General features: G+C 63.6%; 13 protein-coding genes and 1 tRNA gene. 6 read left to right on the forward strand and 8 right to left on the reverse strand.

The window, feature by feature from the left end; translation table 11 throughout:
- The first annotated feature begins 61 nt into the window (after positions 1-61).
- Positions 62-137: transfer RNA gene (locus tag E1261_RS00005), tRNA-Thr, on the forward strand.
- 227 nt (positions 138-364) lie between these two features.
- Entirely contained in the window at positions 365-571 is a 207-nt protein-coding gene (locus E1261_RS46215) for a hypothetical protein (protein WP_132399689.1), read from the forward strand.
- Between the two features lie 909 nt (positions 572-1,480).
- Here the strand turns inward: E1261_RS46215 and E1261_RS00015 are convergent.
- The 6 genes from E1261_RS00015 to E1261_RS00040 form a co-directional block, all read right to left on the reverse strand.
- Positions 1,481-1,666, reverse strand: a complete 186-nt coding sequence (locus tag E1261_RS00015) for a hypothetical protein (RefSeq protein ID WP_132399692.1) — start codon at positions 1,664-1,666, stop codon at positions 1,481-1,483.
- 260 nt (positions 1,667-1,926) lie between these two features.
- Entirely contained in the window at positions 1,927-2,226 is a 300-nt protein-coding gene (locus E1261_RS00020) for a competence protein CoiA family protein (RefSeq protein ID WP_132399695.1), read from the reverse strand.
- 794 nt (positions 2,227-3,020) lie between these two features.
- Entirely contained in the window at positions 3,021-5,837 is a 2,817-nt protein-coding gene (locus E1261_RS45010; RefSeq protein ID WP_165952274.1) for an RNaseH domain-containing protein, read from the reverse strand.
- Positions 5,834-9,148, reverse strand: a complete 3,315-nt coding sequence (locus E1261_RS00030) for a hypothetical protein (RefSeq protein WP_132399698.1) — start codon at positions 9,146-9,148, stop codon at positions 5,834-5,836. Before E1261_RS00030 ends, E1261_RS45010 begins: the two co-directional genes overlap by 4 nt.
- Positions 9,141-10,295 (reverse strand): restriction endonuclease-related protein, encoded by a 1,155-nt coding sequence (locus tag E1261_RS00035; protein WP_202874220.1) that lies wholly within the window; start codon positions 10,293-10,295, stop codon positions 9,141-9,143. Before E1261_RS00035 ends, E1261_RS00030 begins: the two co-directional genes overlap by 8 nt.
- A 149-nt stretch (positions 10,296-10,444) precedes the next feature.
- Positions 10,445-11,713, reverse strand: coding sequence for a helix-turn-helix domain-containing protein (locus tag E1261_RS00040; RefSeq protein ID WP_202874221.1), 1,269 nt, complete (start codon positions 11,711-11,713; stop codon positions 10,445-10,447).
- 557 nt (positions 11,714-12,270) lie between these two features.
- Between E1261_RS00040 and E1261_RS00045 the strand changes: the two genes are divergently transcribed.
- The 3 genes from E1261_RS00045 to E1261_RS00055 are packed head-to-tail and all read left to right on the forward strand — an operon-like array spanning position 12,271 to position 21,228.
- Positions 12,271-15,477 carry a helicase-related protein gene (locus tag E1261_RS00045; protein WP_132399701.1) on the forward strand — a complete coding sequence of 1,069 codons (3,207 nt, stop codon included), beginning with the start codon at positions 12,271-12,273 and terminating at the stop codon, positions 15,475-15,477.
- The gene (locus tag E1261_RS00050; protein ID WP_202874222.1) at positions 15,474-18,221 is read left to right on the forward strand and encodes a DUF1156 domain-containing protein; all 2,748 of its coding nucleotides are present in this window, start codon (positions 15,474-15,476) and stop codon (positions 18,219-18,221) included. The genes E1261_RS00045 and E1261_RS00050 overlap by 4 nt, the downstream gene beginning before the upstream one ends.
- Positions 18,222-18,249: 28 nt before the next feature.
- A complete protein-coding gene (locus tag E1261_RS00055; protein ID WP_132399704.1) occupies positions 18,250-21,228 on the forward strand; it encodes a DUF499 domain-containing protein in 2,979 nt (992 codons plus the stop codon).
- A 136-nt stretch (positions 21,229-21,364) separates the two neighbouring features.
- Here E1261_RS00055 and E1261_RS00060 read toward each other — a convergent pair whose 3' ends face one another.
- A complete protein-coding gene (locus E1261_RS00060) occupies positions 21,365-21,997 on the reverse strand; it encodes an HAD-IA family hydrolase (protein ID WP_132399707.1) in 633 nt (210 codons plus the stop codon).
- A gap of 268 nt (positions 21,998-22,265) precedes the next feature.
- Here E1261_RS00060 and E1261_RS00065 point away from each other — a divergent pair, with 268 nt between their 5' ends.
- Positions 22,266-22,598 (forward strand): histone-like nucleoid-structuring protein Lsr2, encoded by a 333-nt coding sequence (locus tag E1261_RS00065; protein WP_132399710.1) that lies wholly within the window; start codon positions 22,266-22,268, stop codon positions 22,596-22,598.
- On the opposite strand, the gene E1261_RS00070 is transcribed toward E1261_RS00065, so the two are convergent.
- Positions 22,595-23,668 carry an IS630 family transposase gene (locus E1261_RS00070; RefSeq protein ID WP_132399713.1) on the reverse strand — a complete coding sequence of 358 codons (1,074 nt, stop codon included), beginning with the start codon at positions 23,666-23,668 and terminating at the stop codon, positions 22,595-22,597. The genes E1261_RS00065 and E1261_RS00070 overlap by 4 nt on opposite strands.
- Positions 23,669-23,798 lie beyond the last annotated feature (130 nt).

Raw genomic sequence — 23,798 nt, forward strand, 5'->3', positions numbered from 1 at the left:
CCCGGTATCCGATTCGAACTCACCCCCCACCTCCCGCTACACTCTTCCCTCGGTACCACCCGCCGCCTTAGCTCAGTCGGCAGAGCGTCTCACTCGTAATGAGAAGGTCGTCGGTTCGATTCCGACAGGCGGCTCCACGAAGGCCCCTCTGACCAGGCAAAACGCCCAAGTCAGAGGGGCCTTCCTCGTGTCTCGGATCTGCCAGGTACACGCAAAAGTACACAAAGCCGTTTGAGGCCCGCATGTACCGGCGGCACCAGTAGGCAGGGCCGGCGGTGCGAGAGACCCGGGTAGCCCTCGATCTGCACGCGCGAGCCCGCCTTGGACCCAACCGGGCGTAGGTGCCCGAGGAGGGCGGCATTTGGTGCCAGCAGTAGTGACCGCGGTCGGCGCCCGCACCTGCGAGCTGCGTGTGGATGGCTGCCACTCGGGCTTCCTCGACTCGCGGGTCTGGGCTTGGCGGCTACTTACGGCGATCATCGACGGTTGGGGAGGATGGCGGCTGGTCGGCGTCACCGTTGCCAACTCCGCGTGCTTGTACCTCCCATACTGCCGGCGAGCGGCAGGGTAGATGCCGGCAGGTGGTCAAGCGGACGAGCTCGGCGTACTTGCACCCACTGCCGTCGCCGTCAGCGGCGTCAGAACTTTCCGCAGATGATGACGGTGGTAGCGGCCGGCCCCATGATGAGGCAAGTCCGGGCTGTGGCTGGACCCTGATCAGCCCCGGAGCAGACCCGCGTTCCGTTCGTGCAGGGGCCGATCGCGGTCTAATCGGCGTGTCAGCGAGGTTTCGACCTTGCACTTTCGTGGTCCCGATAGGGACCGTGGCTCTAAGCCGCCCACGCTGCGGCCACGAAGGAACCACATGGTGTCATAGAAGCGACCTGAATTAGCCCGGGGCCCAGTTCGGGTCCGCTCATGGGCCCGTGCCTCACGCGGAAGATGCCTGGCGGGCGCGTGTGAGAGACCGAGTGAGGCCGTCTCCAGGGGCACCATTTGGGTCAGCTGGTTCGGAGGCCAGCAAGTTCCATGCGATTTCCTGGTTGGCGCAGGATGATAAGGAGTGGTCCTCCCGGCTGCAGGCGCGCCACGAAGAGCTAGGGCTGAGGCTGACCGTGACAGGGGATCAGCTGCCCGCACCTAGGGCGGTTGCCTGCTGTTGGACTGCGCCGTCCTGTCGGTGTGTGCCCACCTCATTGAGCACACACCGATGGCGCAGTCCAACAACTTCAGGCCAGCGAGGAGGAGAAACTCCTTGCCAGCGGCCCCGGACGAACCTTGAGATCGCCGACGGGGGGCCGCGGTGCTGGGAGGGGGAGTTTGTCCCAGGTGCTCCAGGTTAGTCCGGGACGTGATTCGGATCGACTGAATTGCACGTTGTTGCAGGTGCCAACATGAGATCGAGATCGACTTCGTGTCTGGAGCAGCGAACATAGCTTTTGCACTCCTTCCGATGGTGATCTGTTGGCATCGGACGCGACTAGAGCAGCGAAAGCTGTTCGGTGTCAGGGAAGTCGAAGAACACCATCTGCTCGGCCGAAATCATGCCTGTATCGGTCAGCAACCGTGCCTCGCGAGCGTTGAGCGCGAAGACGACGATCTGCCCGTATAGCCGATGCAGCGATGCCGGGCTGGGGCGAAGGGTCCTGAACAGACGGTTGCGCAAGTAGAGTTCGTCGAGCTCTCGCTGCTGTCGTTCGGCCTCCTGTCGCGCCTTCTAGGCCTCCTGCTGACGTTGTTTCCAAGCGTCCTGGCGTTGACGCACCACCTCATGTCAGGACTCGGCGTCGATGCTGGCAGCGCTGACCCCACAGTCCGCGGCGCCGCGCGTAGCGGCAGGGCCGACCTTGATCTGCCGGTACCGCGGGAACACGCTATGGAACACCAGCGACCCTTCCTGAACCCCGCGGACAAACTCGACCAACGTCAGGTGCGGAGGCATCCACCACCGTCCTGGCTGAAATCGAACTCAGCCACGCTGTCGATGACGACAAGACTGGATTTCTTGGCGACGCGAATGGATGGCACGGTTCCGATCCACCCGGACCAGAGTGGGCTGACCCAGCACACCTCGACGTCGGCGGACTCGTAGCGGGCGGTCCGGTCGCGGATGTCGTCGTCAGCGATTGGCGAAAGCTGCGCCTCCCAAGCGATCCGGCGGACCCCATCCGGCGATGACGCGAGCACGTCGGCCCGCCGGGCGCCGACCGGACCGACCACCTCCAGCTCGGCCCGCCCGGCAGCCGGCCGCGCGGACGGCGGTGGCCATCGCGAGCTTCAGCTAGTAGTGCTTCTGAGACTTGTTGAGCCGGGCACAGTCGGGCGGCCGACAAGGGTCGTGGGCGAAGTGTCGCAACCCGCGCCTAGACACACGGGCGTGCACGCAGGGGTCGCACTCTGGGCACCGCAGCGCGACACGCGGCCGCACCTTGTGCACCTGGTCCCAGGTCAGGCCGTAGCCGAGATCAGGCAAGGTCGCGTCGACGCGACCAGCGTCGGCATGGATCGCGGAAAGGGTCATCCCCTGCCCGGTTAGCAGCGGGCTGCCGTCGGGGTGCCGATTGATTCAGGACAGACCTCCGAGGTCCAGCTCGTGCTGAGCGCGGGTAACGTCCTCCGACATTTCGCTGCCTGCGCTCAATTAGCGACTTTTGTGCTCGTCGAGCACTGTGCTGCCGCCGTGCCACCACGTGCCGCACGTCGGGCACTTGATCTTCCAGTCGTCGGAGCCGGGGATTGGGATCATCTGCCCGACGTTTTCGCCACTCGACGGGCACCGGCCGTCCGTACTGCTGGGGGTCCCATTGCTCATTGTTGTGTTCGCCTCTCGGTAGCAATGGCCAGGACTGTGTAGCGTAGCGATTGACCTCTTTCGAGGCAGCTTGAAGCCGCACCCCACACCGTTCCACCGCAATGAGCCGGGGCGGCAGTCTGGACAATCTCTCGCAGTCGAGCAGGCCAGGGCTGGGGAGAGTGGCCATGGAGACTTCGAACCGTGGGTTGCCCAAACGAGTTTTCCCTCACGTCTCCTCGATGCCGGGCTCGATTACCAGCTCCGCTTCGTAGGCGATCGTTCGCCGGTACTGGGGATGATCCTCGTCCATCTGCTTGGCTGCGTGGAGAGGAACGGGATAGCGCGTGCGCGAGTCCCAGAACTGGGCCTGGTGGCACAGTTTGGCGGTCGTGATCGCGAGGGCCTCGGCCGAGACATCGTCAGCGCAGGTGAGCGGGTAGATCTCAGTTCCTTTCATGGAGTACCAGTTTTGCGGCATCTCTCCTTTGCGTCGATCCTCTTTGTTGTCTGAGGCCACAGAGCGTTTAGCGTCCCACCGGGTGTACTCGGCTCCCAGCCGGCCTGCCTTAGCGCCGTCATAGGAGCGTGGAACGGTCGGAAGGATCCACACCGGACTGCCGAAATCCGTCGTGACCTCGTACAGCGTCGTTGCGGTGGCCTGGTCCTTCGGCGCGCTGTCCTCGGCCTTCGCAAGATGGGTACTCCCGACAGGCTGGGGCACCTCATCGGCGTCGATGTTGATGCGGATGATCGCCCGTGGTCGCTCATCGTGGTGCAGCGTGCTGCCCGGAAGCCAGTGGCGGCTGTTGCGCGCCTCGGGAGAGCTGCTCAGACGCCCGTTCTGGAGGCCGTCCCACATTCGCCTGGACGTCGACTCGTCCATAGTGACGACGTACGGGGTGCCATGCAGCTCGTCGACCAGGTCGGCGAGGGCACCCTCGACGGACTCTGCTGCACCATCCCATCGCTGCCGATAGGTCCCTTTGTCGCCACGAATCTCCGGATACGCACTGGCGTGGAAAGCCGGTTGCGCCAGGGAGTAGTGCTGCCAGTTCGGGTTGGTCGAACTCCAGCCGAGCATCGTCCAGGTGCCGCCGGTCTCCTTGGGGGGAACGAGGGCTGTCGCCGTGATCACTACCTTGGGTTGGCCGAACTCGCCCTTGCGCCGGTTCTGCTGCCTCACATGGATACCGACGTGCGCGATCTGATCGACGGCGTAGCCCGCCTTCTCCGGCTGGAGAGCGTTCGCGATGCGGTCGTCGAGGATGCCGAGCGAACGGTAGAGGTCGAGGAGGGCCTTCTCGGCTGGGTGGTCATCCTTGGCCGTGGGTTGGATGACGGTGCCTTGGTCGTCACGGCCTTTGAGGTACTGCGTTGACACCCCGAGCGGTGCCAGCAGCATTTTGGACTGCGGCTTGCCGTCGATATCGTCGGGGTTCACTCCGGTGTCGTCCACTAGCGGGATCTCGGTCTCGCACCAGGCGCCGACCAGGACACCAGCCTTTGGCTGAACAGCTGCCCCGAGATCGGCCAGCGCCTGCCGGCGGCCGTCGGGAAGTCCGGGCTCGAGGAAGCTGGCGGCATTGTGGAACACCGCAACGACCTTGTCGCCGTACAGGGGCAGTGGGTCGCCGTCGCGCGGGTCGAGGCCGTCCGGAGAAAGGCCGAACGACTTGCAGAAGGTATCGAGCATCCGCAGCCGGGTTTCGTCCCGGTACCACAGACACACGATTCGGAGTTGCGCGCGGCCGACAGCCTGGACAGAGGCGAGGATGGCCTCGGGGGCTGGGAACAGGGTGCCTCGCTGCTTGATCGGCCCAAGTGACTTCGGGTTCGGGTGTTGCTCGCGTTCGGCCTTGCGGCGCTCGTACTCGAGCTTCGAGATGTTCTCTGGGTCGGTCGGACGGTGCGGCATGGCCATCTTGACCTCGCGCATCTCCAATGGCCGCGCCTCGGCGGAGAATACTTTCGTGAAGTGCTGGTGCAGCAGCCGCAGGTGCTGCATGCCTGTTCCCGTACCAATGGGGAAGCGATAGTTCTTGGGCAGGACAGGCCACACCTGGCCGGGGTGTTCGGCAGGAAAGTGAGGCGGTTCCTTGCGCTCTCTTGCGGCGGCGAGGAGTTGCTGCTCCCGCTGTGACCGCTCGTGGATGGTACGCAGGATCGAAGAGTCCACCTGCAATCGTCCGAGAGCCTCGAGGGCCAGGCGATTGATGGTCCGGGCGCCACCGCGGCCGTTGAGAGCGAACTCCAGCAGAGGCCGGCCAAGCCCGGCCTGTTCGGCGAGAGCGGTCTTGGAGAAGACAAGCGACGAGGAGATACGCGTTACCCGTGAACTGAGTAGGAGGACCGGGTTGCCGATATTGGGCATCGTCTTCAGCTTCAGAGCTGTCCGGGACAGCGCGAAGCGGCCCCCTTGATCGTTCTCCCAGGGATCGTCAAGCGCAACCAGGCCGCCAGTGGTATCGGAGCGAAGCCGGATGTTCTTGCTGTCGGAGATCTCCCAGGGTTCGGCGGCGAGGTGCCGGGACAGCTCCCAGGCGATGGTGCGATACAGCCAGCCGGGCGCCGCTGGCTGGGCGTTGTCTGCCGGTTCGAGATAGTTGGAGAGCCGGTGGGCAACTTCTGGGGTGTCAGCGATCCGTTTGGCCAGCTCTGGTGGGGCGCCGAGTTCGATCGTGGCGCCGTCCTCGCCGAGGGCAAGGTGGTAGGTCAGTGTGAAGACGCGGCGGAGAAGTTTGTCGTCGATCGGGTGGAGCGAGGCGAGAAATCGCTCCGTCCGGCCAGGTCCGAGGTAGACGTACCCGCCGCCCGTCATGCTGAGTACTGTGGTCGCGATTGAGTACGGTACTTGGGCGTCGTCGTTGCGGTACTTCCTCTTGCACTGGGTGTCGAAGTCGTCCCAGAGCTTCCATGTCTCGTCGTCGAACTGCCGTACGTGGACGACGGAGTCGCCGACGAGTTCGGGTGTGCAGCGGAAGGCGAGGGTGTTCAGGTACTTGCCGGGGTCGCGGTCGTCGCTCGTCACTTCGTCTCGTCTCATCGGGTGCTGGTTTCGATTCCGGCGTAGGACAGGAAGGCGTTGAGTGCCTCGCCGTACAGGTCGTTCATCCGTTGGCGTACGTCGGGTGGCCACTGGGAGTGCATACGGCGGAGGACGGTTTCCAGGTCGGCACTCCAGGTGTCCTCGTGGAACGCGTAGTCGACCAGATGCAGTACAGCCTCGGTGCCGCCGCGGCGGGCGCGGCCGGCGAGCTGGATGAGGTCGACGATCATGCCCGCGACGATCTCTTCTTGCAGGGACTTGTGCATCGCGGTGAACTGCGGGGCGGTCCGCAGGATCAGCGACAAGCGATCCCAAGCCGCTTCGCAGGCCCTCGCCAGCGCCTCTGACGGATCCGGGACACCGCCGACCGGCAGCGCACCTACACCGGCGGCGTTGATGCTGCCGTACATCTCGGCCGAGTCCTCGAGCAGGGCGAGCGGGCGTACGCAGAGGTAGACCGAGCGGACCGCAGAGCGGGTGCCCTTGACGATGTTGAGTCCGCGGGCGATGAGCGACAGTGGAACGACGAGGATCTTGCCGTGCTGTGGGAAGTCCTCGAACTCCTCGGCAGTCAGTCGCGTGGCTACGCTCTGTTTGGGTAGGTCCGGGTCGGCGCTGTGGCGATCCGGCTTCCGTACTGCGACGCACAGACCGCCGTCGAACCGTCCGGATCGGGAGATGCCGTGCGCGAGCCAGGCGCAGTGCTGGTAGGAGTTGGCGACGATTAGGACGTGTGCGCGGTCCGGATCGTCGACGGCGGTGCGTTCGAGTTCACGGTGGACATAGCGGTCATAAAGATTGCTGCCAAGTTCGATCAGGGCGTCCTTCTTCCGGCTGGGATGAGTGCCGGAGATTTTGATCGGCTCGCCGAACATGGGGTGGTCCTCGCCGTAGTCGATGCGATGCTTGCGGGCCCGAATGGAGTTTGCCTGGGCGTCGGTCATCCACCAGCGAACTGGGGCGTGGATGTGCTCGCGGACGGCTTGGGGGAAGTAGGAGGTGGCAGACAGGCCCATGACCGGACGTTCGACGCCTGCCAGGACGAGCGAGACGATCCCGCCGAGCTCGGCAGTGAACGTGTGCGGATCGCCACCGATGGTCTGGGCGACGAGGGCAGCGTTCTTCTCGCGGTCGTCGAGCCCCGTGACCCGATATCCGGTGAGCGCGCGGCCCAGCATCCCGACGGGCTGTACCGCCGACATCGCGCTGGACTGGAGTCTCTCCACGATCTTCTGAGCGGAGCGCAGGCCGGACGAGCGATGGCCGTGCGCCTTGTCCTGAAGCTCTGACAGTGCCTCGTCCAGTTCGAGCATCGCCGCCCGGATGACCAGCAGGTTGATGGCCTGTGCACGCTGATGCGGGTCCTTGACGACATCGGTGAGGACCTCGTGCAGTTCGACCTTGACGGCGTCCAGGAGATGCTCGCCTCGCGGTGCGACGAGCGCAGTGAGCGCTTCCCTGACCTCGGGCCACTCCGGTGCCGGCACCGTCGTCGGCCCGGCGAGTGGATCGTGCCGCTGGTAGCGCGGCGGCATCAGTGCGCTCAGCCGTTGGTTGAGATCGGCAGGAATCTCGGACAGGTCGGCATCCTCCGTCTGTGGCCACAGGATCCGCAGCAGCGTGCGGTCGCGAGCGCGGGCCAGGTGCCAGCGGGTGCTGGTCTGATCCGGGACGCGGTCTTTCGCGCGTTCGTCCTCGGTGACGTTCAGGCTGAGGGCGCCTTGGCAGATGCTGAGCAGGAGGAACTCGGCCATCAGCCGGACGTGGCTGACCGCGGGCAGGAGGTCATGTTCGTCGTTGATGCGGAGCCGTTTGGTGTCGGTGTCCAGCTCCTGGGGTGCTGCTGACCAATGCCGGCGGGAGTGGAGCTTGATCTCGGTGGCGCACTTGTCGATGGCCCGGGACTGGAACTGGTCGATCTCGTCGACGACGACGGCGTGGCAGGTCCGCAGTGCGAACTCAGCGGCAGTCATGCCGCGTACCGGGCGGCCGTCCAGGTTCACGCCGATCTTGAGGTTGCTGAGCATGAAGGCGTAGTGGTTCATGATGACGACGTTGGCTTCGGCGGCCTCGTATACCGGGGTGTACTTGCCGCAGGTCGGAATCCAGGGACAGGCCGTGGAGCCCACACCCTGCTGGTGCAGCGACTGGCACGGTTCACGGCCGGGCGGGTACTCCCCGGTCGCTTCGATGAAGGTTCGCAGGGCACAGCCGTACGCCAGCTGGTCAATGTCCCGTTCTCCCTGCACGCCCCATTCGCCTGGCGCCTCTGGTTCCTCGTCGATCAGGCCGGCGAGATCGATCGCGCGGTCATGCATGCCGGACGTCGACATCAGGTGGGCGCACGTCGGTTCGTGTTCGAGGAACTCGGTTTGATGGAGGTGGTGCAGATCCCCTCGGGCTTTCGAGGTCATCGCGAGGCAGGATTTGATGTCCGGGAGCACGATTGCGACCCGCAGGTCGCGGGTGGCGAACCATGCGGCCATGACGCGGACCAAGACACTCTTGCCCGTGCCTGTCGGTGCGTTGAAGATCTCCAGGCCGCCGGCTGTCAGGCGAAGCGCGTCAGCGGGGGAGACCGTATCTGCGGTCTTGAGCGCGTCGAAGAGGCCTGCGAGTGTGCGTCGCAGGTAGCGCTCAGTCTCCGGGTAGCGCTGGTCGATCCTGTCGGCGAGGTCGAGCAGTTCGGGTGTGGGGATACGCAGGTCGGCGAGGTAGGGAACGCTGGTGAGCTGTGGAAGATGGTCGTGGCTGAGCGCCTCGGTGAACTGCGGGTAGCTGGGGATGGTCAGCCGGCCGTGGACCTGGCCCTCGCCCTGGACGTAGATCTCTCCGGTCAGCCATGTTCCAGGTCCTGCGAACTCGGGCGGCTTGGGCCGGGCACTCGGGCGCCGGAAACGCGCAGTCGCCCGGTCGACGTAGCCGAGCAGGTCACCGCCGAGCCGGGGTAGTGTGGCCTGTGCCGTGTAGGGGTTGTCGCCGACGACCTCGAACGGCGCAATCGCCGATCCGCCGTCTGCCTCTTGGGTGTTCAGTTGTGCGAGCAATGAACGTGCAGCTACCGAGAACTTCCGGACGTCCGCAAGCTCGGGCGGCGCGATCGCGCACAGCATGGCGATCCGCTGCTTCTCCTGATGAGGCAACGCCCTCCATCGATCCCACGCCTGGTACTTCCCGGAGAGCAGGAACGCTGCCTGAGTGAACGGGGCAGCCTGACGGATTTCCCCGTCGACCGCCAGCGGAAAATAGTGGGCCGCAAGGGCCAGAGACGACCAGATTGCGGTGTCCTTGATCGGGACGTCACTCATGCCAGCTCACCCCTGCCTCCTTGCAGACCAATTCGCCGAATTCGGAAGCCGTCGCAACCTTCATCCCGTACTTCGCGGCCACGCCCGACAGCAGCGGCAGGTGGCTGGCTCGATGATCGGGGACCACGAGCCAATCGGCGCCGCCACGGTCACCTTCTTGGGCATCGATCAACTTCGCGAGGGTCCTCGCCGAGGTGTAGTCCTTGACGTCGACCTTGAACGACCACTTCCTGCCGCCCTTGGACTTGCCTTCGACCAGCAGGTCATAGGAATCGAGGGCCGGCCAGAGCACGACCATCAATCCTCGTCGGATCAGTTGCTCGTAGAGCGCGAGTTCGGGCAGACCAGGAACCGTGGTGTACCGCCAGATCCCACGAGCCAGAGCTTTGAACCCCTCAACTGGCAGCGCCTCGGGGACCGTGCCGAGATCTGGATACAGGACCGTCTCGCGACCCATGGGACGAGGCGGGGCGGGTTCCGGCAGCAGCACTGGCGCGCTCCCGGCGGCCGGCAGCCGGAAACGATACGAGGCACCCATTTCCGCATGTGGTCCGTGCCAGCAGCGGGCCTCTCCCACCTTGGTGCCGGCACTGCGCCGTACAACGATTCGCATCGGCCACTCGCAGACCGGACAGGGAAACCACCAACCCTGATACAGAGAATCGAGCGAGATCTCCTGATAGAGCTCCATGAGCAGCGGCGGCAGGCGCAACTCGCACAGATCATCCACATGACCGGACGGGCGCCGGATCAGGTCAGTGCGGCCCGCCACGTACACGTCCTGATCGCCTTGCTTGCTCAGCAGCGCGAAAGCTGTCTCCTGATCGATCTCCGACTGCAAGTCGCGATCGCTCGCAACACCCGCGCGGCCGTCGAGCTTCCGCAGCGTGTGCAGCAGCATCTGCTGCTCGAACTCGAGATCGAAGGCGCCTTCGGTCAGTCGACCGTCCTGGTCGATGACTCTCAGTCCGCTCAAGTCCAGCGGGCTGATCCCCTCGGGCAGCAACGACACCAAGTCGCCCTTCAGAGCTCGTCGAAACTCGCCGAAGGAGAGCGGGCTGAGCGGGCCGCGTGCGGCTAGCAGGGTGCCATGGCATTCCATCAAGGTCGCGAGTCGCTGCTGCGGCTCGAGCGCAGGCGCGGTCATTGCCTTCGCTGCGCGCAAGGCAGCTCGGGTCACCAGGTAGCGGACGCGGTCATCGTCGACCGCCAGTGCGCTTTCCTCTATCGGAGTCATCACGGCACGGAGCGTAAACGAGGGCGCCGACAGTTTTCGTCCGGCGACATCGGCGTTGGCTAGGACGACCCGCTCGGGTGGGCGCTGAGTCCCGCGGTGTCCACGTGCGGGTAGAGCTCCCGGTAGATATCGAGGTATTCCGCTAGGTGCCGTCGACCGAGTGGGGTCAGCCGCCAGCGATACTCGGAGACATGAGTGCCGCAGGGGGCAGGGATTGGTGTCGCGTCCACCAGTCCACGGCTCGGGCGACCTCCGCGCTTGTTCCGGTAACCGACGCCGATGAAGAACAGAGCACGGCCCGCCAACGCGTCGCTGTGGAGACCCTCTGGTTCGGCTGCCGCGACACGCGCCAGCACCCCCCAAAGCCACTCGGACAACAGATGAGCGCCAGGTGCCCGCGGACGCGGTTCTCCGAGCCCCGCGCGAGCGGCAGCACGGCCGCGCCGGGTCAGCTGGACCAGCACCCGTTCGACCTCCCCGGCGCCGGGATGCTCGATCGAGTCCTCGATGATCACCAACAGCCCGCGACGCTCCAGGGCGTGCACCGTCTGACCAGTACCCGGGTCATGGAGACCGCGCCGCCGGAGGCGTTCCTGCAGCCGGGTGTACCCGACGACCGATGAAGCGGCCCTGAGAGCCAACGGAAGCTTTCGCCACTGAGCCGCCGGCGGCCCCGGTAGTCGTTGCACCCTACGCATCCACATCTCAGTCTCAGTCATGCGATCGTCTCGCATGATCTCCTCCAAGTAGGTCTGCTGACGCTCGTTCAGCGACTCCCAAACCGCCAAAGGTCCCTGTGAGACTGCAGGCGTAGCAGTGCTGCGCAGCACCGGCACGGGGTCGCCTGGCAGGGTACGCATCCAGGCGTCTAGCACCATCCGCACCGGCACCGCGTAGGCCTTCGCCAACGCCTCGAGCAGCCGCCCGGTCACCTCGGGATCTTGCCAGTGCTGTCCATCGACAGGGCGTCCGCTTTCGAGAGCGACGATCTGAGACTCGGAGACGCATAATTCGCGACCGACCGCCGAGGCCCGGAGGAGCTTGATGATCCCCTCGAGCGGCAGCCCCGCAGCGTGTCGCAGATCGCTCAGCGTCTCCTGTCCCTGCGGGACGCCGGCGAGCGCTTCCGCCTCGCACCCCAAAGCAGAGGCCAGCCTCTCCACACTCTCCAGGCTCAGCGGTACCGGCGCACGTCGATCATCCTCATATGAGGCGAGCACCCTCGACGAGATACCCGCCCGCTTAGCAAGCTCAGCCCGAGACAGCCCCGCTGCCGTACGGCGCGCCACCAGATGCGACGGCTCGATCGCGCGAAACAGGGCTGCCACAGGTTCTATCGAAGTCGAAAAAGGACTGGAGAGCAAGAATGCCGCCGCTACCAAGCGCGGCACCTGCCAGAGCGCGGTTCACAACGCCTGTGATGCGCACAGGCTAAGCCGGAAGTTGGGATTGCTGCGCGAGTAGCTGACAGGCTCACCGGGGCGATCGGCAGACGTCGATGCGGTGCTGAGTGCGTCACCGGAAGAGAGTTGTTGCATTGTCAGCAACCACCGATCGGTATGCCGACCTGGACTCCGCTTCCCGACGGGTGAGCGAACTCGGGCAATCAAGGTGACAGGACCGAAAGGGCCCGTGGTCAGCATGCTGACCACGGGCGGTCAAACGTCCTCCTCGGCTGAATCCTGATCTGGACCACGTCAGCCGGCGGCCGGTGGGCAGCTGGAGGTGGCTGCAGTGAGATCATCGGCGAATGCCTTGCGTGAGATTCATGCGAGCGCTCTGGTACCGAACCAGCTCGCCGAGTCGAGTACCAGGACTTTGGCAGGTTAGGTTTGGGGTCACAGCGTGCCCGGTTTCATGACCGCTTGGGAGGGCGAGGAAGCTCGTGTTTGAGAAGGGGCAGCGAGTTCGGGTCTCGGCAGTTGGCGTCCCTGACTTTGCCACTGTCCGGTTCGTCATCCCCGATGAGCAGCCCGGCGCCTTCGACCTGATCGTCGTGGACGACGATGGCCGCCGCCATGAGGTTCATCTGGCGGCTGGCGATACAGACACGGTCCGCGAGTTGGTCGACGACGGTGGAGCTGATTCTGCCCGGGTTCTGGCCGGCATGTGGACACGTTGGATGGATGCCGCTGCGACCAATGCCGAGTCAAGCGCGATGGCCTCGACTCCACTCAAACCGTATGCACATCAGACCACCGCTGTATATGGTGCGATGCTGCCGCAGCCGTTGCTGCGGTTCCTCCTCGCGGATGAGCCGGGCACTGGCAAGACCATCATGGCGGGGCTTTACTTGCGGGAGATGCAGAGGCTCGGCCTCGTCAAGCGAGCGATCATCGTCTGTCCAGCGAACTTGGCCACCAAATGGGTCGACGATTTCCAACGACTTCTCGGCGGCGGTCTGCGCCAGCTGACCTCGGCGACCGTGCGTGAGGACGCGCTCAACAGCAACGACCTCTGGGTAGTGAGTCTCGAGTTGGCCGCGGTGAACCCCGCTGTCCAGGAGGCCATCCGCCCCGACCGCGCAGGGTGGGATCTCGTTGTCTTCGATGAAGCGCACCGGCTCACGCCGACCGCGGCAGGTTTTCATCAGGTCGGTCGGCTGCTGGCCAAGAACACCCCCCGCGCCCTGTTGATGACCGCGACTCCGCACCGGGGCAAGGAATGGCTGTTCCGGCACCTACTACACCTGGTGGACCCTGCCATCTACCCGGACCCTGGCACTGATCCGAACATTGAGCTGAGTGCGCTGCGGCCTGGGCCGATCCACTTTCTGCGCCGCATGAAGGAGGACCTGGTCGATTACGACGGCCAGACACGACTGTTCAAAGGCCGCACGGCTCACAACTACAGTGTCCCGCTATCGCAGGTCGAATACGGCTACTACCAGGCTGCCATCGACATGGTCGACCAGTACTTCCCGACGCAGGCGCAACCCCTCGCCCGCATGGTCTACGGCAAGCGGGCCGCATCGAGTCTCTACTCCCTAGGTGAGACGCTGCGGCGCAGACATGCCCACATGGGAGAGATGAGTGAGGCCGAAGCCGCACTCATCGCAGACAGGGAAGGCCAAGGCGACGACAGTGAAATCGACGAGGCCAAGGTTGTTCACGTGGCGTCAACCGCGAGCCGAGCGGAGCGCACTGCAATAAAGGCGCTCCTCGACCAGATTGGTGCCACAGTAAACGACCCCAATTTGCAGCCGTCGAAGTGGAGCCGACTGACCGCCGATTGCCTCGACAGTCACGGGATCAACCCGGGCAACACTGAACAGGCAGTTATCTTCACCGAGTACGCCGATTCAGCCGAGTGGATCGCCCGCAAGTTGCGGTCCCAGGGCTACACCGCCCGGCTGTATTCAGGGCGACAGAGCAAGGCCGATCGGGACGAAGTTCGCAAGGCCTTCATGCGAGGCGAGTTTCAGGTCATCGTCACCACCGACGCGGGCAACGAGGGCATCGACCTGCAGGCCGCGCACGTCCTGATCAACTACGACATCCCTTGGTCATTGGTCCGGCTTGAGCAACGCATGGGCCGTATCCATCGGGTCGGCCAGCACCGCGACGTCTTCCTCTATAACCTCGTCGCCACCGACACTCGCGAAGGGGAGACGCTGCTACGTCTTCTCGACAACTTCGTCACCGCCGCCAACGAGCTGCGCGGGCAGATGTTCGACAGCCTTTCGGCGGTCGCTGAGATTACTGGCGTCGACTACGACAGATGGCTGTCCGACCTTTACGGCAACGACGAGGTCAAGAAGCAGAACGCGATCGACGCGGCGAAGGCGATCCAGTCGCACGAGCTCACCCGAGTGGCCCGCCAAGTGCGAGATACCGAGCGAAAGCTGGCCAGCCAAGTAGACGCAGTTGCCGCGCTCACTCTGCTGCAACGCGATCTGTTCGCCCGCATCAACCCCGCCATCGTCGAGGCTTACCTCGACAGACTCGCAGCCGCGAATTTCCTGCGTTCAGAACCCACTGCCGCAGGGGCTGGCTTCCGTCGCTTGGCGCTCACCAACGGAACGCTGCCGGCCAGCCTGGGCGGCGGACACGAGGTGCACATCGCCACGAGCGGCGATGCGCTGCGTGATGCGGCCGAGAATATCGACGTAGGGGACACCATCACGCTCGGCCCCGGCGAACCAGGTTTCACCGACCTCATCAGGCTCGCCGACCGCAACCTCGCTGAAGATGTCTACCGGTCCGGAGCGGCTGAGGACCCGACCAGCCTCACCCCTTATGACCTTTACGCCTACGAGGCGACGATGACGGAGAGTGACGGGAAGCGCGCCAGCATTTGGGCGACCTTGATCAAGGTTGACGACAGCGGTACTGCACGCGCCGTGCGATGGGAGACTCTCGCCAACCTCGTCCCAACGTCTCTGTCCGGCACAGGGCCCCACCCAGCCCGACAAGACAGCGCGATCCAAGCCGCCTCCGCGGTTGCACAGGAGACCGTTACGCAGCATCGCAGTGTTCGGACGGACTGGTTTGCTCAAGCGCGCAGGGACCTGACCAACCTGCCTCTGAGCCTGACTGACAGCATCAAAGACCGCGACACCCGGCTCGCTCTCCGCAAACGACTCCAGACCCAGACGGCCGACCGGCTGGAAGAACTCGAGCGCCTTGTCGACATCCAACTCACCGAACCGAAGCTCGTTGGAAGACTGCGCGTCCTTGCTGCCGCAGATCCCAGCGTCCAAGCTGAGATCGACGCCGAGATGGTCTCGATGAGGCACGTCCAGCAACTCCTGCAGGACGACGGCTGGACGGTGGAGGACGTGCATACCGAAGGCCGCGGTTATGACCTCGAAGCCCGCCGCAATAGCCAGGTTCGTCATATTGAGGTGAAGGGTGTGCTCGGCAGTGCAGCCAGTGACGGCATCCGTATGACTGGGAACGAGGTTCTCATCGCCACACAGCACCGCAAGGAGTACTGGCTTTACGTCATAGACACATGTGCCGATGGGAAAGGCCGCTTTTTCGGCGCCTATGAAGACCCTGCAATTCTGTTTGCCAACGACATGATCGGGAACGCGGTCTTCCGTGTCCCCGGTAGCAGGCTAAAGAACGCTCCGGGGAGCAATGCATGACCCGTATGATCGAGCGCTGGTTTCCGTGCGCCGAAGTCTCTGCCAACAGCCGTTCAGGCTGGGGCTCTGGCAACGCCGAAGTCGGCCTTATGACTTGGTTCGCCAAGCGGCCAACGGCACAAGCGAAAGCCGCCACAATCTGTTCGTTGCTGCCCTGGCCGGACAATGAGGCAGAACAGAAGCGATTGCAGGATCTGGTCCGACGAGCCATGACCGGCCGCTTCGCTGCCGCCAACGAGCTTCGCGCCGAGATCGAGAAGGCCAATCCAGAGGGAGTCGCCTTGCTCGACCCCTTCAGTGGCCGCGGGATGATCCCGCTAGAGGGCGCGCGGCTCGGCCTGGAAACTCACGCGATCGACTACAGCCACGTCGCTGTGCTCGCTAGTCGGCTTTTGGCCGACTATCCATGTCGCAACTGGGACACCGAGCCTCCCCTTCCTTTCACGAGGCAAGCCGAGGAGCTGGTCGATGAGCGCCCTCGACTGGTCCAGGATGTCCAGACCTTTCTCGAAGAAGTTGGCCGGCGACACCACACGGTGATGAGCGCGGTTTACCCGACGATCGGGGGCAAGGAGCCATGGGGCTATGTGTGGGCCGTGACGCTGCCGTGTCAGGAGTGCAGCCGAGATTTCCCGTTGATTGGTCAGCTTGATCTTCGCAAGGCCAGCAAACGTAAAGGCCGCAAAGGTTCGCCGGTCTTCGACGACCCTGGGCAGTCGTACTACATCGAAACCGATTCCGCCTCTGGCCTTTGGTCGGTTGTCGTTCACGACGGGGAGCCTCGGAAGTCACCCACCCGTCAGGTGCCGCCAGGCAAGAGCCGTTATGACAGCAACGGCCGGTTGGCGGTGTGCCCGTTCTGCGGCCATGGGCACGATCGTGAAGTTCAGATGCGGCTGTTGCGTTCTGGAGTAGGTGGCGACGCACCACTGCTGGCTGCAGAGCTCGATGACCAGGTTGGGAAGCACTATCGAGCTCTTACGCCTGTCGAGCTCGAGGCGATCGCGCTGGCTGAGGATCAGCTTGCTTCGGAGGAGCCTTTCGGCCGCTTCCTCAGCGCGCGTCCGGATGAGCCGATTCCCGCCGGCAATACGTGGACCATCCAGGCAACGGTCTATGGAGCCGAACGATACGGCGATCTGATGAATACCCGGCAAAGTTTGTCGTTCGTCCGCCTGGCGCGTGTCATCTCGCAGCTGGGCAGCGAGCTGGTGGAGGCGGGATGCTCAGACGACTACGTGCGGGCCTTGACTGGGTATGCCGCTGCGGGCATGGCACGCAAGCTTCGGCGGGCTACACGCGGCTGCACGCTCGACGTCAGCCGAGCTGGTGTCCATGACATCTTCGCGACTGAGTCGAGCCTCAACTTCTCCTTCGACTATTTCGAGGTCGGGCTTGCTGACGGCCCGGGCGGCTGGACATCGGTCTCCTCGGGATCGCTGTCTTCTCTGGCCGCGATCATTCCACCAGGAGGCACGGCTGCACCCTGCTCGGTCAGCCGTGGGACGGCAACCAGGCTCCAGTTCCCCGATCGGCAGATCAGTGCCGTAGTTACCGATCCACCCTATGACGCGATGATCGATTACAGCGATGCCAGCGACTTGTTCTACGTATGGCTGAAGCGGGCTCTCGTAAATTCGTGGCCTGAGTTCTCGATGACAGCGCATGAGCACGGGGTGCAGGAAAAGACCCACGAGATTATCGTGAAAAAGGGTGGCACCAGCAACAATGACCACCGAAATCGCGAACATTACGACACTCTGATTGCGGAGGCGTTCGGCGAGGCTCAGCGCGTGGTGCGCACTGACGGGGTTGTCACGATCGTCTTCGGGCACGGCGAACCTGAGGTTTGGAAAAGACTGCTGAGCGCAATTGAGAGTGCTGGCCTCGTTCTGACAGGTGCTTGGCCGGCCAAGACCGAACCTGGCGGGAAAGCTGGTTTCGCCAATATCGTGACCACATTGGCAATGTCGTGTCGCCCAGCTCCCTTGGGGCGGCCAATGGGACGCAAGGGTGCGGTCGAAGCAGAAATCAAGGCTGAGGTCAGAGATCGCTACGCGGATTGGGAGCGGTGGGGTCTTGCGCCTGCCGATATGCTGATGGCTGCGGCTGGTCCTGCGATGGAGGTCGTCGGCCGGTACAGCGAGGTGCGCGACGCCAAAGGCGACGCCGTTGACATCTACACCTTCCTTCCACTGGCAAGGGCTGCAGTCCAAGAGGCCATGGCCGTCAACATCGACCGGCAGCCACTGGAGACCTTTGATGCGCGGACACGTTTCGCGCTGTGGTGGATCCGCCTCTTTGGACGGCAGGGACAGCCGAAGTCCGAGTTGCGCTGGCAGGCGCTAGCTGCCGAGATGAAGGCCGAGGATATTCGAGACCTAGTGCCGGACGCGGACAAGGGTGTCCGTTTCGTACTGTCTCGTGCCTTCAAAACTCGCATCACTGAAGATTCGTCAGTCATCGATGTAGCACTGGCGTTAGCCGCTGCAGCCGACGAAGGACTCGCCGCTATGGGCGAAGTCCTCGCAGCGTCTGGTCGCACGGATGACGATGCTTACCTTTGGTCCGCGGTCAGATTCATGGCTGATCGTCTCCCCGACGCCGACCCTGACACCATGGCGTTCAGCCGGGTTATGCGCAGCCGAGCGGGGATCGCCAACGCTGCCGACTCGGTCGTGCTCGAGCATCAGCGGGAAGTCGGGCGGCAGAAGGTATCCGAAGACCAGTTGCGGTTGTTGTGACGAATCATGCTGAAAAGGGGATCTTGACGTGGCAACCAGCGTGACGCCGTGGTGGAAGGCATTGAAACTTCGCCAGGAGATCATCACTGCTTCCGGGCAAATCGACGATGTCCAGATGTCTCTGTTCCGGGCGGTCCACGTCAAAGGCGGCGACAGGCCTCCATATGCCGACGCCGCGTACTACGGTGAAATCACTCACCCGACTGAACGGCTCACAGATCTGCTTGCTGAGATCGCGATTCGTATCGGCGGCGGTAGTGGTGACTATCTCAAGGCCCGTGCAGTCACCCGGCTTGACCAGGGTATGGGCGGCGGTAAGTCCCACGCCTGCATCGGTGCGTACCATCTCGCCGCGAATGCGCAGGCACTTCTTGCCACTGAGCTGGGCGAAAGAGTCACAGCCCGAGCGAAAGCAAAGATAGGCCACGATCTTCCAACTGATCTCGGCAAGCCCCATGTCGTCGTCCTGCCTTGCGACAACATGACTCCAGGAGCTGGTGTCCAGGAACTGGACGGGCCAGCTAAGAGTCTCTACGAGCGCTTCCTCTGGCGGCTGTTCTCCAAGGACTACGCACTCTATGAGCGCTATCAGCCTTACTGGAGTGACAAGAACAAGATCGGTGAGGCGATCAAGGCCGTCAACCATCCCGTCCTCATCATCGTCGACGAAGTGCTCGACTACATTGGCAACGGCCTCGATGGTGCCAAGAAGCCAGATCTCGCAGCCCAGGACATCGCCTTCCTCCGCGCACTGCTCGACGTGGTCAATGACATCCCGCACGTTGCATTGCTGATGGTGATGATTGCTTCAGACCGCGACAAAACTGCCCTGTCTGAAGCTGCCCGTGCCCGCCGTGACGACCTCAACAGTCTGTTGGAGCGCAACGGCACGCCGGCCACCGTTACTGAAGTCGGCGACTTTGCTGACATCTTGCGGCGCCGCCTGTTCGACGCTGAACCCGCCAGCGAGGTGCTCGCAGCAACCGCCGCGCTCTACGCGTCCGTGCTCGACGACAAGAGTTGGTCGAAAAACGTCTGGGATGCGACCGGATCCGACTGGCGGCGAGACTGGAAAGCTGAGGTCGCTGCCTGTTACCCCTTCCACCCGATGCTCATGAACATTGCCAAGGAAGAGTGGAGCCAGGTCACCGGATTCCAACGAGTCAGATCCACCATCCGGATCTTTGCCGCGACGGTCTATGCACTACAGCAGCGAGGCAAGGCGGGGCAGTGGGTTCCAGCGCTGGTAGGACCTGGCGATCTGCCGCTGTCCGACAGCGCCGTGCGCGAAGCTATGCTGGGAAGCGGCTTGGTCGAGGACGAGCGAACGATCGCCAACTACCGCAGCCTGGCAGAGATCGAGGTCGTCAACCACGACGGCACTGCGGGTGCAGCGCGTCGCCAAGACCTCGCCCGTGAATCGCTCAACTGGACCGACAGCAACCCACGGGCCGCGGAACGAGCAGCAACGTTCATCTTTCTCGCTAGCATCGTCGGAACCCTGCGCCCAGGGCGAGGGCGCGGTGCTAGCGCTCCTGAGGTGAAAGCAGCAACGAGCGTCCCTGACGCGAGCTACACCCTTACCGACGCCGACAGCGTCCTCGAAGATCTGGTCAATCCCGAGCGTGGGATGGGCGCTGTTGAGACGATCCCAGGTCAGGGCAACAACAAACCCGCTCGCTATTTTCTCTCCACGCGATTGACTTACCGGATGTTGGTCACCAATATCAAGCGCACGATCACCGAAGCCGAACGAGATGACGTACTCACCGAGTTCGCTCAGCGCCTATCCAGTAGCGGCCCTTTCCGGGAGCTAAAGTTCATCAAGGCCGAGATCGACCGAAGCGCGGCAGATGTCCTCACCACCGCTGGTCTCGATACCGCCTACACGACTCGGCTTGTTGTGCTCGACCCAGCTCAGTACAGCCTGCTCAACGGCATGGAAGAGGCGACGGTCGAGGCCCTCACAGTCGCCATGGGGCTAGGCAAAGGCGTTCAGCAGTTGCCAGTCCAATGGGCCAGCAGCGCTGTCTACGCGGTAGTCACTACTCAGCGACGGGCCCACGCCAGAAGCCTGGCCGTTGAATATCTCGCTCGGCATAAAGCGCTAGTGGCCCCAGAGATCCAGAACGATGCTGAGCTCAAATCCACCGGCACCAAGGACCTCGCTGCAGCCAAACAGCAATTGGAGCGGGCGATCAAGCGGGCCTATCAGCACGCTGTCTTCCTCGCCCAACCTGATCCTGATGGCGAGCGGCACCTCGACCAGATCACGTTCGACGACGACAACCTATCTGCACTCGACGGAACTAGCGTGTGGAAAGGCCTCGCCAGTCGCGACAAAGTCTTTGACACCGGTCAGTTCGGGCCCAAGGCACTCCTCCACAACCTTCGAGACCAGGATTACGGCAAGTCGCTGTCAGACATCCGGGCTGCTTTCTACAGTGCTCCGCGGCTCCCCCTGCTCTACGGCGGCGACCCAGACCTGCAACACGCAATCTATGACGCAGTCGTCGAAGGCTCGCTGAGCATCGTCGACGGAAATGGCGTCAGTGTTGCCGTGACCGCTGCAGGCCAGGTGAATCTGACGAGCACAGGGCTTCGCCTCAGCAAGCCAACACCGCAAGTCTGCCCGGACTGCGGACAGCCCGATCATGACGGCATGTGCGTGACCGACGACACAACTGGAGCTGAGACCGGCTCGACCACGCCCCAGGACACGGGAGCGACAGCCTCTAAAGATGGGACCACACCGGTGGCTCCCACCGACGTGAACGAGACAGCAGAGAAGCAAGTTGCGTTCTCTTTCACCAACAGCTTACTCGGGAATCCCGATAGCGCAGATGCCTTCGCCGCCTTGTTCAAGGCGCTCTACATATCCCTCGATGAGCAACAAGTGAGCTATTTACAAGGAACGCTCCAGCTCGTCCTCGATGCCTCGGCCGCCGAATCGGTTAAGCAGCGACTCGGCGAACTCGGAATCACCGGCACATACAAAGACATGTGAGCGCAGTTGAGGTGCGAACCAAGCCAACGGTTGGCTGGGCAAGGGCAGGCGCCCGGACCAATGCTAAGCACCAGCTGGCAACTGGCAACGATTCGGGGACACACTCAGCTTCCGCCGGCCCAGAGGCATCGCCTAGTCAGGTCGGGCTGAAGTCGAGAAGTAGTTGGTCCAGGATTCTGACCGTCGCAGTCGGATCGGTGCTGTGGTGGACGGTCCGGATGCCCAGCAGCCCTGCAGGTGGCAAGTTCGCGGCGACATCGTCTACGTACACACACTGCGATCCGGGCAGCTCCAGGGCCGCGAGCGCACGCTCATAGATCAGTGAAGACGGTTTCCGTACCCCCTCCAGCTCCGAAACGACCACCGCGTCGAAGAAGTCTGTCCACAGGCCTCGATCGGCGTACGGGTTGTAGGGCGCGAGCCCGAAGCTGTTGCTGAGCAACGCGATCTTGATGCCTGCCGCGCGAGCGCGGTTTGCTGCTGCGACGATCTGTGGCTCGGGGCGCAGGTTGGCCAGTGCGCGCCGCATCAGGTCCGTGGGGTCGACACCGAGAATACCGCCGACGACCTGGTTCCAGTCCTCCTGCGTGGCCTGGCCGACTTCCAACGCCGCGTAGACCGCGACACCGTCAGGGTGCCTTTCCAGCGCCGCGAAGTATGCACCCGGTGCCAGCCCTTCAGCTCGCTCGAATGCCTGGCCGTTCAAGCGCATCTGAGTGGTCAGAACGCCCCCGAAATCAAGAATCAGGCCACGATATGAATCGGCCACGGTGCCCTCCCCTTACCTGCCAACTTGGCTTCTGCGCAAAAGATGAGCCATTGTGGCTCGTTGGCCAGCACCGAGCGCTCGAAGGCTTTCCCAACAACACCGCCCAGGGGAATGCGATCTCCGGCTACATCTGCTGGCACAATAAGGGCTCTCATCCCAAAAGACAGTTCGCTAACGATCCCAGGATCCGCCGCCCACTTACCTACCCAACATTGCTTGACGAGGCACTCGTATCTCTCCAGCCACCTGACGTAGGTAGGATCGTCCCATGGCACAACGCGTTGAAGTGCACCTTACCGACGACACCGACGGTACCAACATCCCCACTGGCAAAGGTGAGACCCTGACCTTCGCCCTCGACGGTCAGCTCTACGAGATCGACCTGACGAACAAGAACGCGGAGGCGCTTCGGAAGGCGCTTTCGCCGTACGTCGGCGCTGGCCGGCGCGTAACGACTTCCCGTGGCGCGAAGGTCAAGCACACTAAAGTCGGGCCGGACGCGAAGACTGTCAAGGAATGGGCGCGGGCCAATGGGTACGAGGTTAACGACCGCGGGCGTATCCCGGACGACATCCGCGCGGCGTTCGACGCGGCGAACTAGTGCCCCGCGTCTGAGGTCTTCTGACGGTTGGCTTTCTTGAGGATCTGGTCGGCGGTCTTGGTCCAGACGAAGGGGTGTGATCGGTCGTTCCAACCGGTGATGAAGCGTCGGATCTTGGTGTTGAGGTCGTGCACGGATCGGAAGGTTCCGCGGTGGATGGCTTGGCGTTCGATGATGGAGAACCACACTTCGACCAGGTCCATCCAGGATGCGTGAGTGGGTGTGAAGTGAACGCTCACGCGGGGGTTGTCGGCCAGCCAGGCCTTGATCTTGGGGTGTTTGTGGGCCGCGTAGTTGTCCATCACCAGGTGCAGTTCGCGGCCGGGGTGGGCGCGGGCGACCTGCTTGAGGAAGGCCAGGAACTCTTGGTGGCGGTGCCTTGGTTTGCAGGCCGCGGTGACCTGGCCGGTGGCGATCTCCAGCGCGGCGAACAGGGTCGTGGTGCCGTGGCGGACGTAGTCGTGAGAACGGCGTTCTGCCAAGCCCGGCTGTAATGGCAGGATCGGAGCGGTGCGATCCAGTGCCTGGATCTGCGACTTCTCGTCCACACACAACACGATCGCGTTGTCGGGCGGCGCCAGGTACAGCCCGACCACGTCGGTCACCTTGGCCACCAGTTCGGGATCGGTGGAGAACCGGAACGACTCCGACCGCCACGGCTGCACCCCGAACTCACGCCACGCCCGCGCGACCGTGGCGTCCCCGATCCGCAGATGCCGCCCCAGCAGCCGAGACGACCAATGCGTCACCCCGTACTTCTTCGGTGGCGGCGTCAACGTCGCCACCACGATGCCCCGATGGTCGACCGTGCGCGGCCGGCCCGCACGTGGCTCGTCGTCCAGCCCTGCAAGCCCCCGCTCGCAGTAGCGGTCGCGCCAGCCGATCACCGTCGGCCGCGACACACCAACCAGCTCCGCGATCTTAGTGTTCGACATCCCTTGCGAGGCCAGCAACACGATCCGGGCCCGCTGCGCCAGGCCGGCCCGCACACTCGACGCCCGCGTCAACGCGACCAAGCCTTCCTCATCACCCTCACGCAACACCAACGCAGCAGCAGGACGATTCGCCATACCTCATCATCCCAACCACAAACCGTAAACCAACTAACGACGCGCGGCTCTAGTCTGGTCTGGGGGACGTGGTCGCCCGGAAGATGATCAAGGTGGGCGAGCTTGTCAGTCGCCTTCTCGCAGCGCGATA

Source organism: Kribbella albertanoniae (genome assembly GCF_004348455.1).
Classification (GTDB): domain Bacteria; phylum Actinomycetota; class Actinomycetes; order Propionibacteriales; family Kribbellaceae; genus Kribbella; species Kribbella albertanoniae.

Excerpts from the sequence above, each read along its gene's own strand:
- E1261_RS45010 (WP_165952274.1), bottom strand. The coding sequence starts at position 5,837 with ATGAGACGAGACGAAGTGACGAGCGACGACCGCGACCCCGGCAAGTAC.
- E1261_RS00030 (WP_132399698.1), bottom strand. The coding sequence starts at position 9,148 with ATGAGTGACGTCCCGATCAAGGACACCGCAATCTGGTCGTCTCTGGCC.
- E1261_RS00035 (WP_202874220.1), bottom strand. The coding sequence starts at position 10,295 with ATGACCGCGCCTGCGCTCGAGCCGCAGCAGCGACTCGCGACCTTGATG.
- E1261_RS00050 (WP_202874222.1), top strand. The coding sequence starts at position 15,474 with ATGACCCGTATGATCGAGCGCTGGTTTCCGTGCGCCGAAGTCTCTGCC.
- E1261_RS00065 (WP_132399710.1), top strand. The coding sequence starts at position 22,266 with ATGGCACAACGCGTTGAAGTGCACCTTACCGACGACACCGACGGTACC.
- E1261_RS00070 (WP_132399713.1), bottom strand. The coding sequence starts at position 23,668 with ATGGCGAATCGTCCTGCTGCTGCGTTGGTGTTGCGTGAGGGTGATGAG.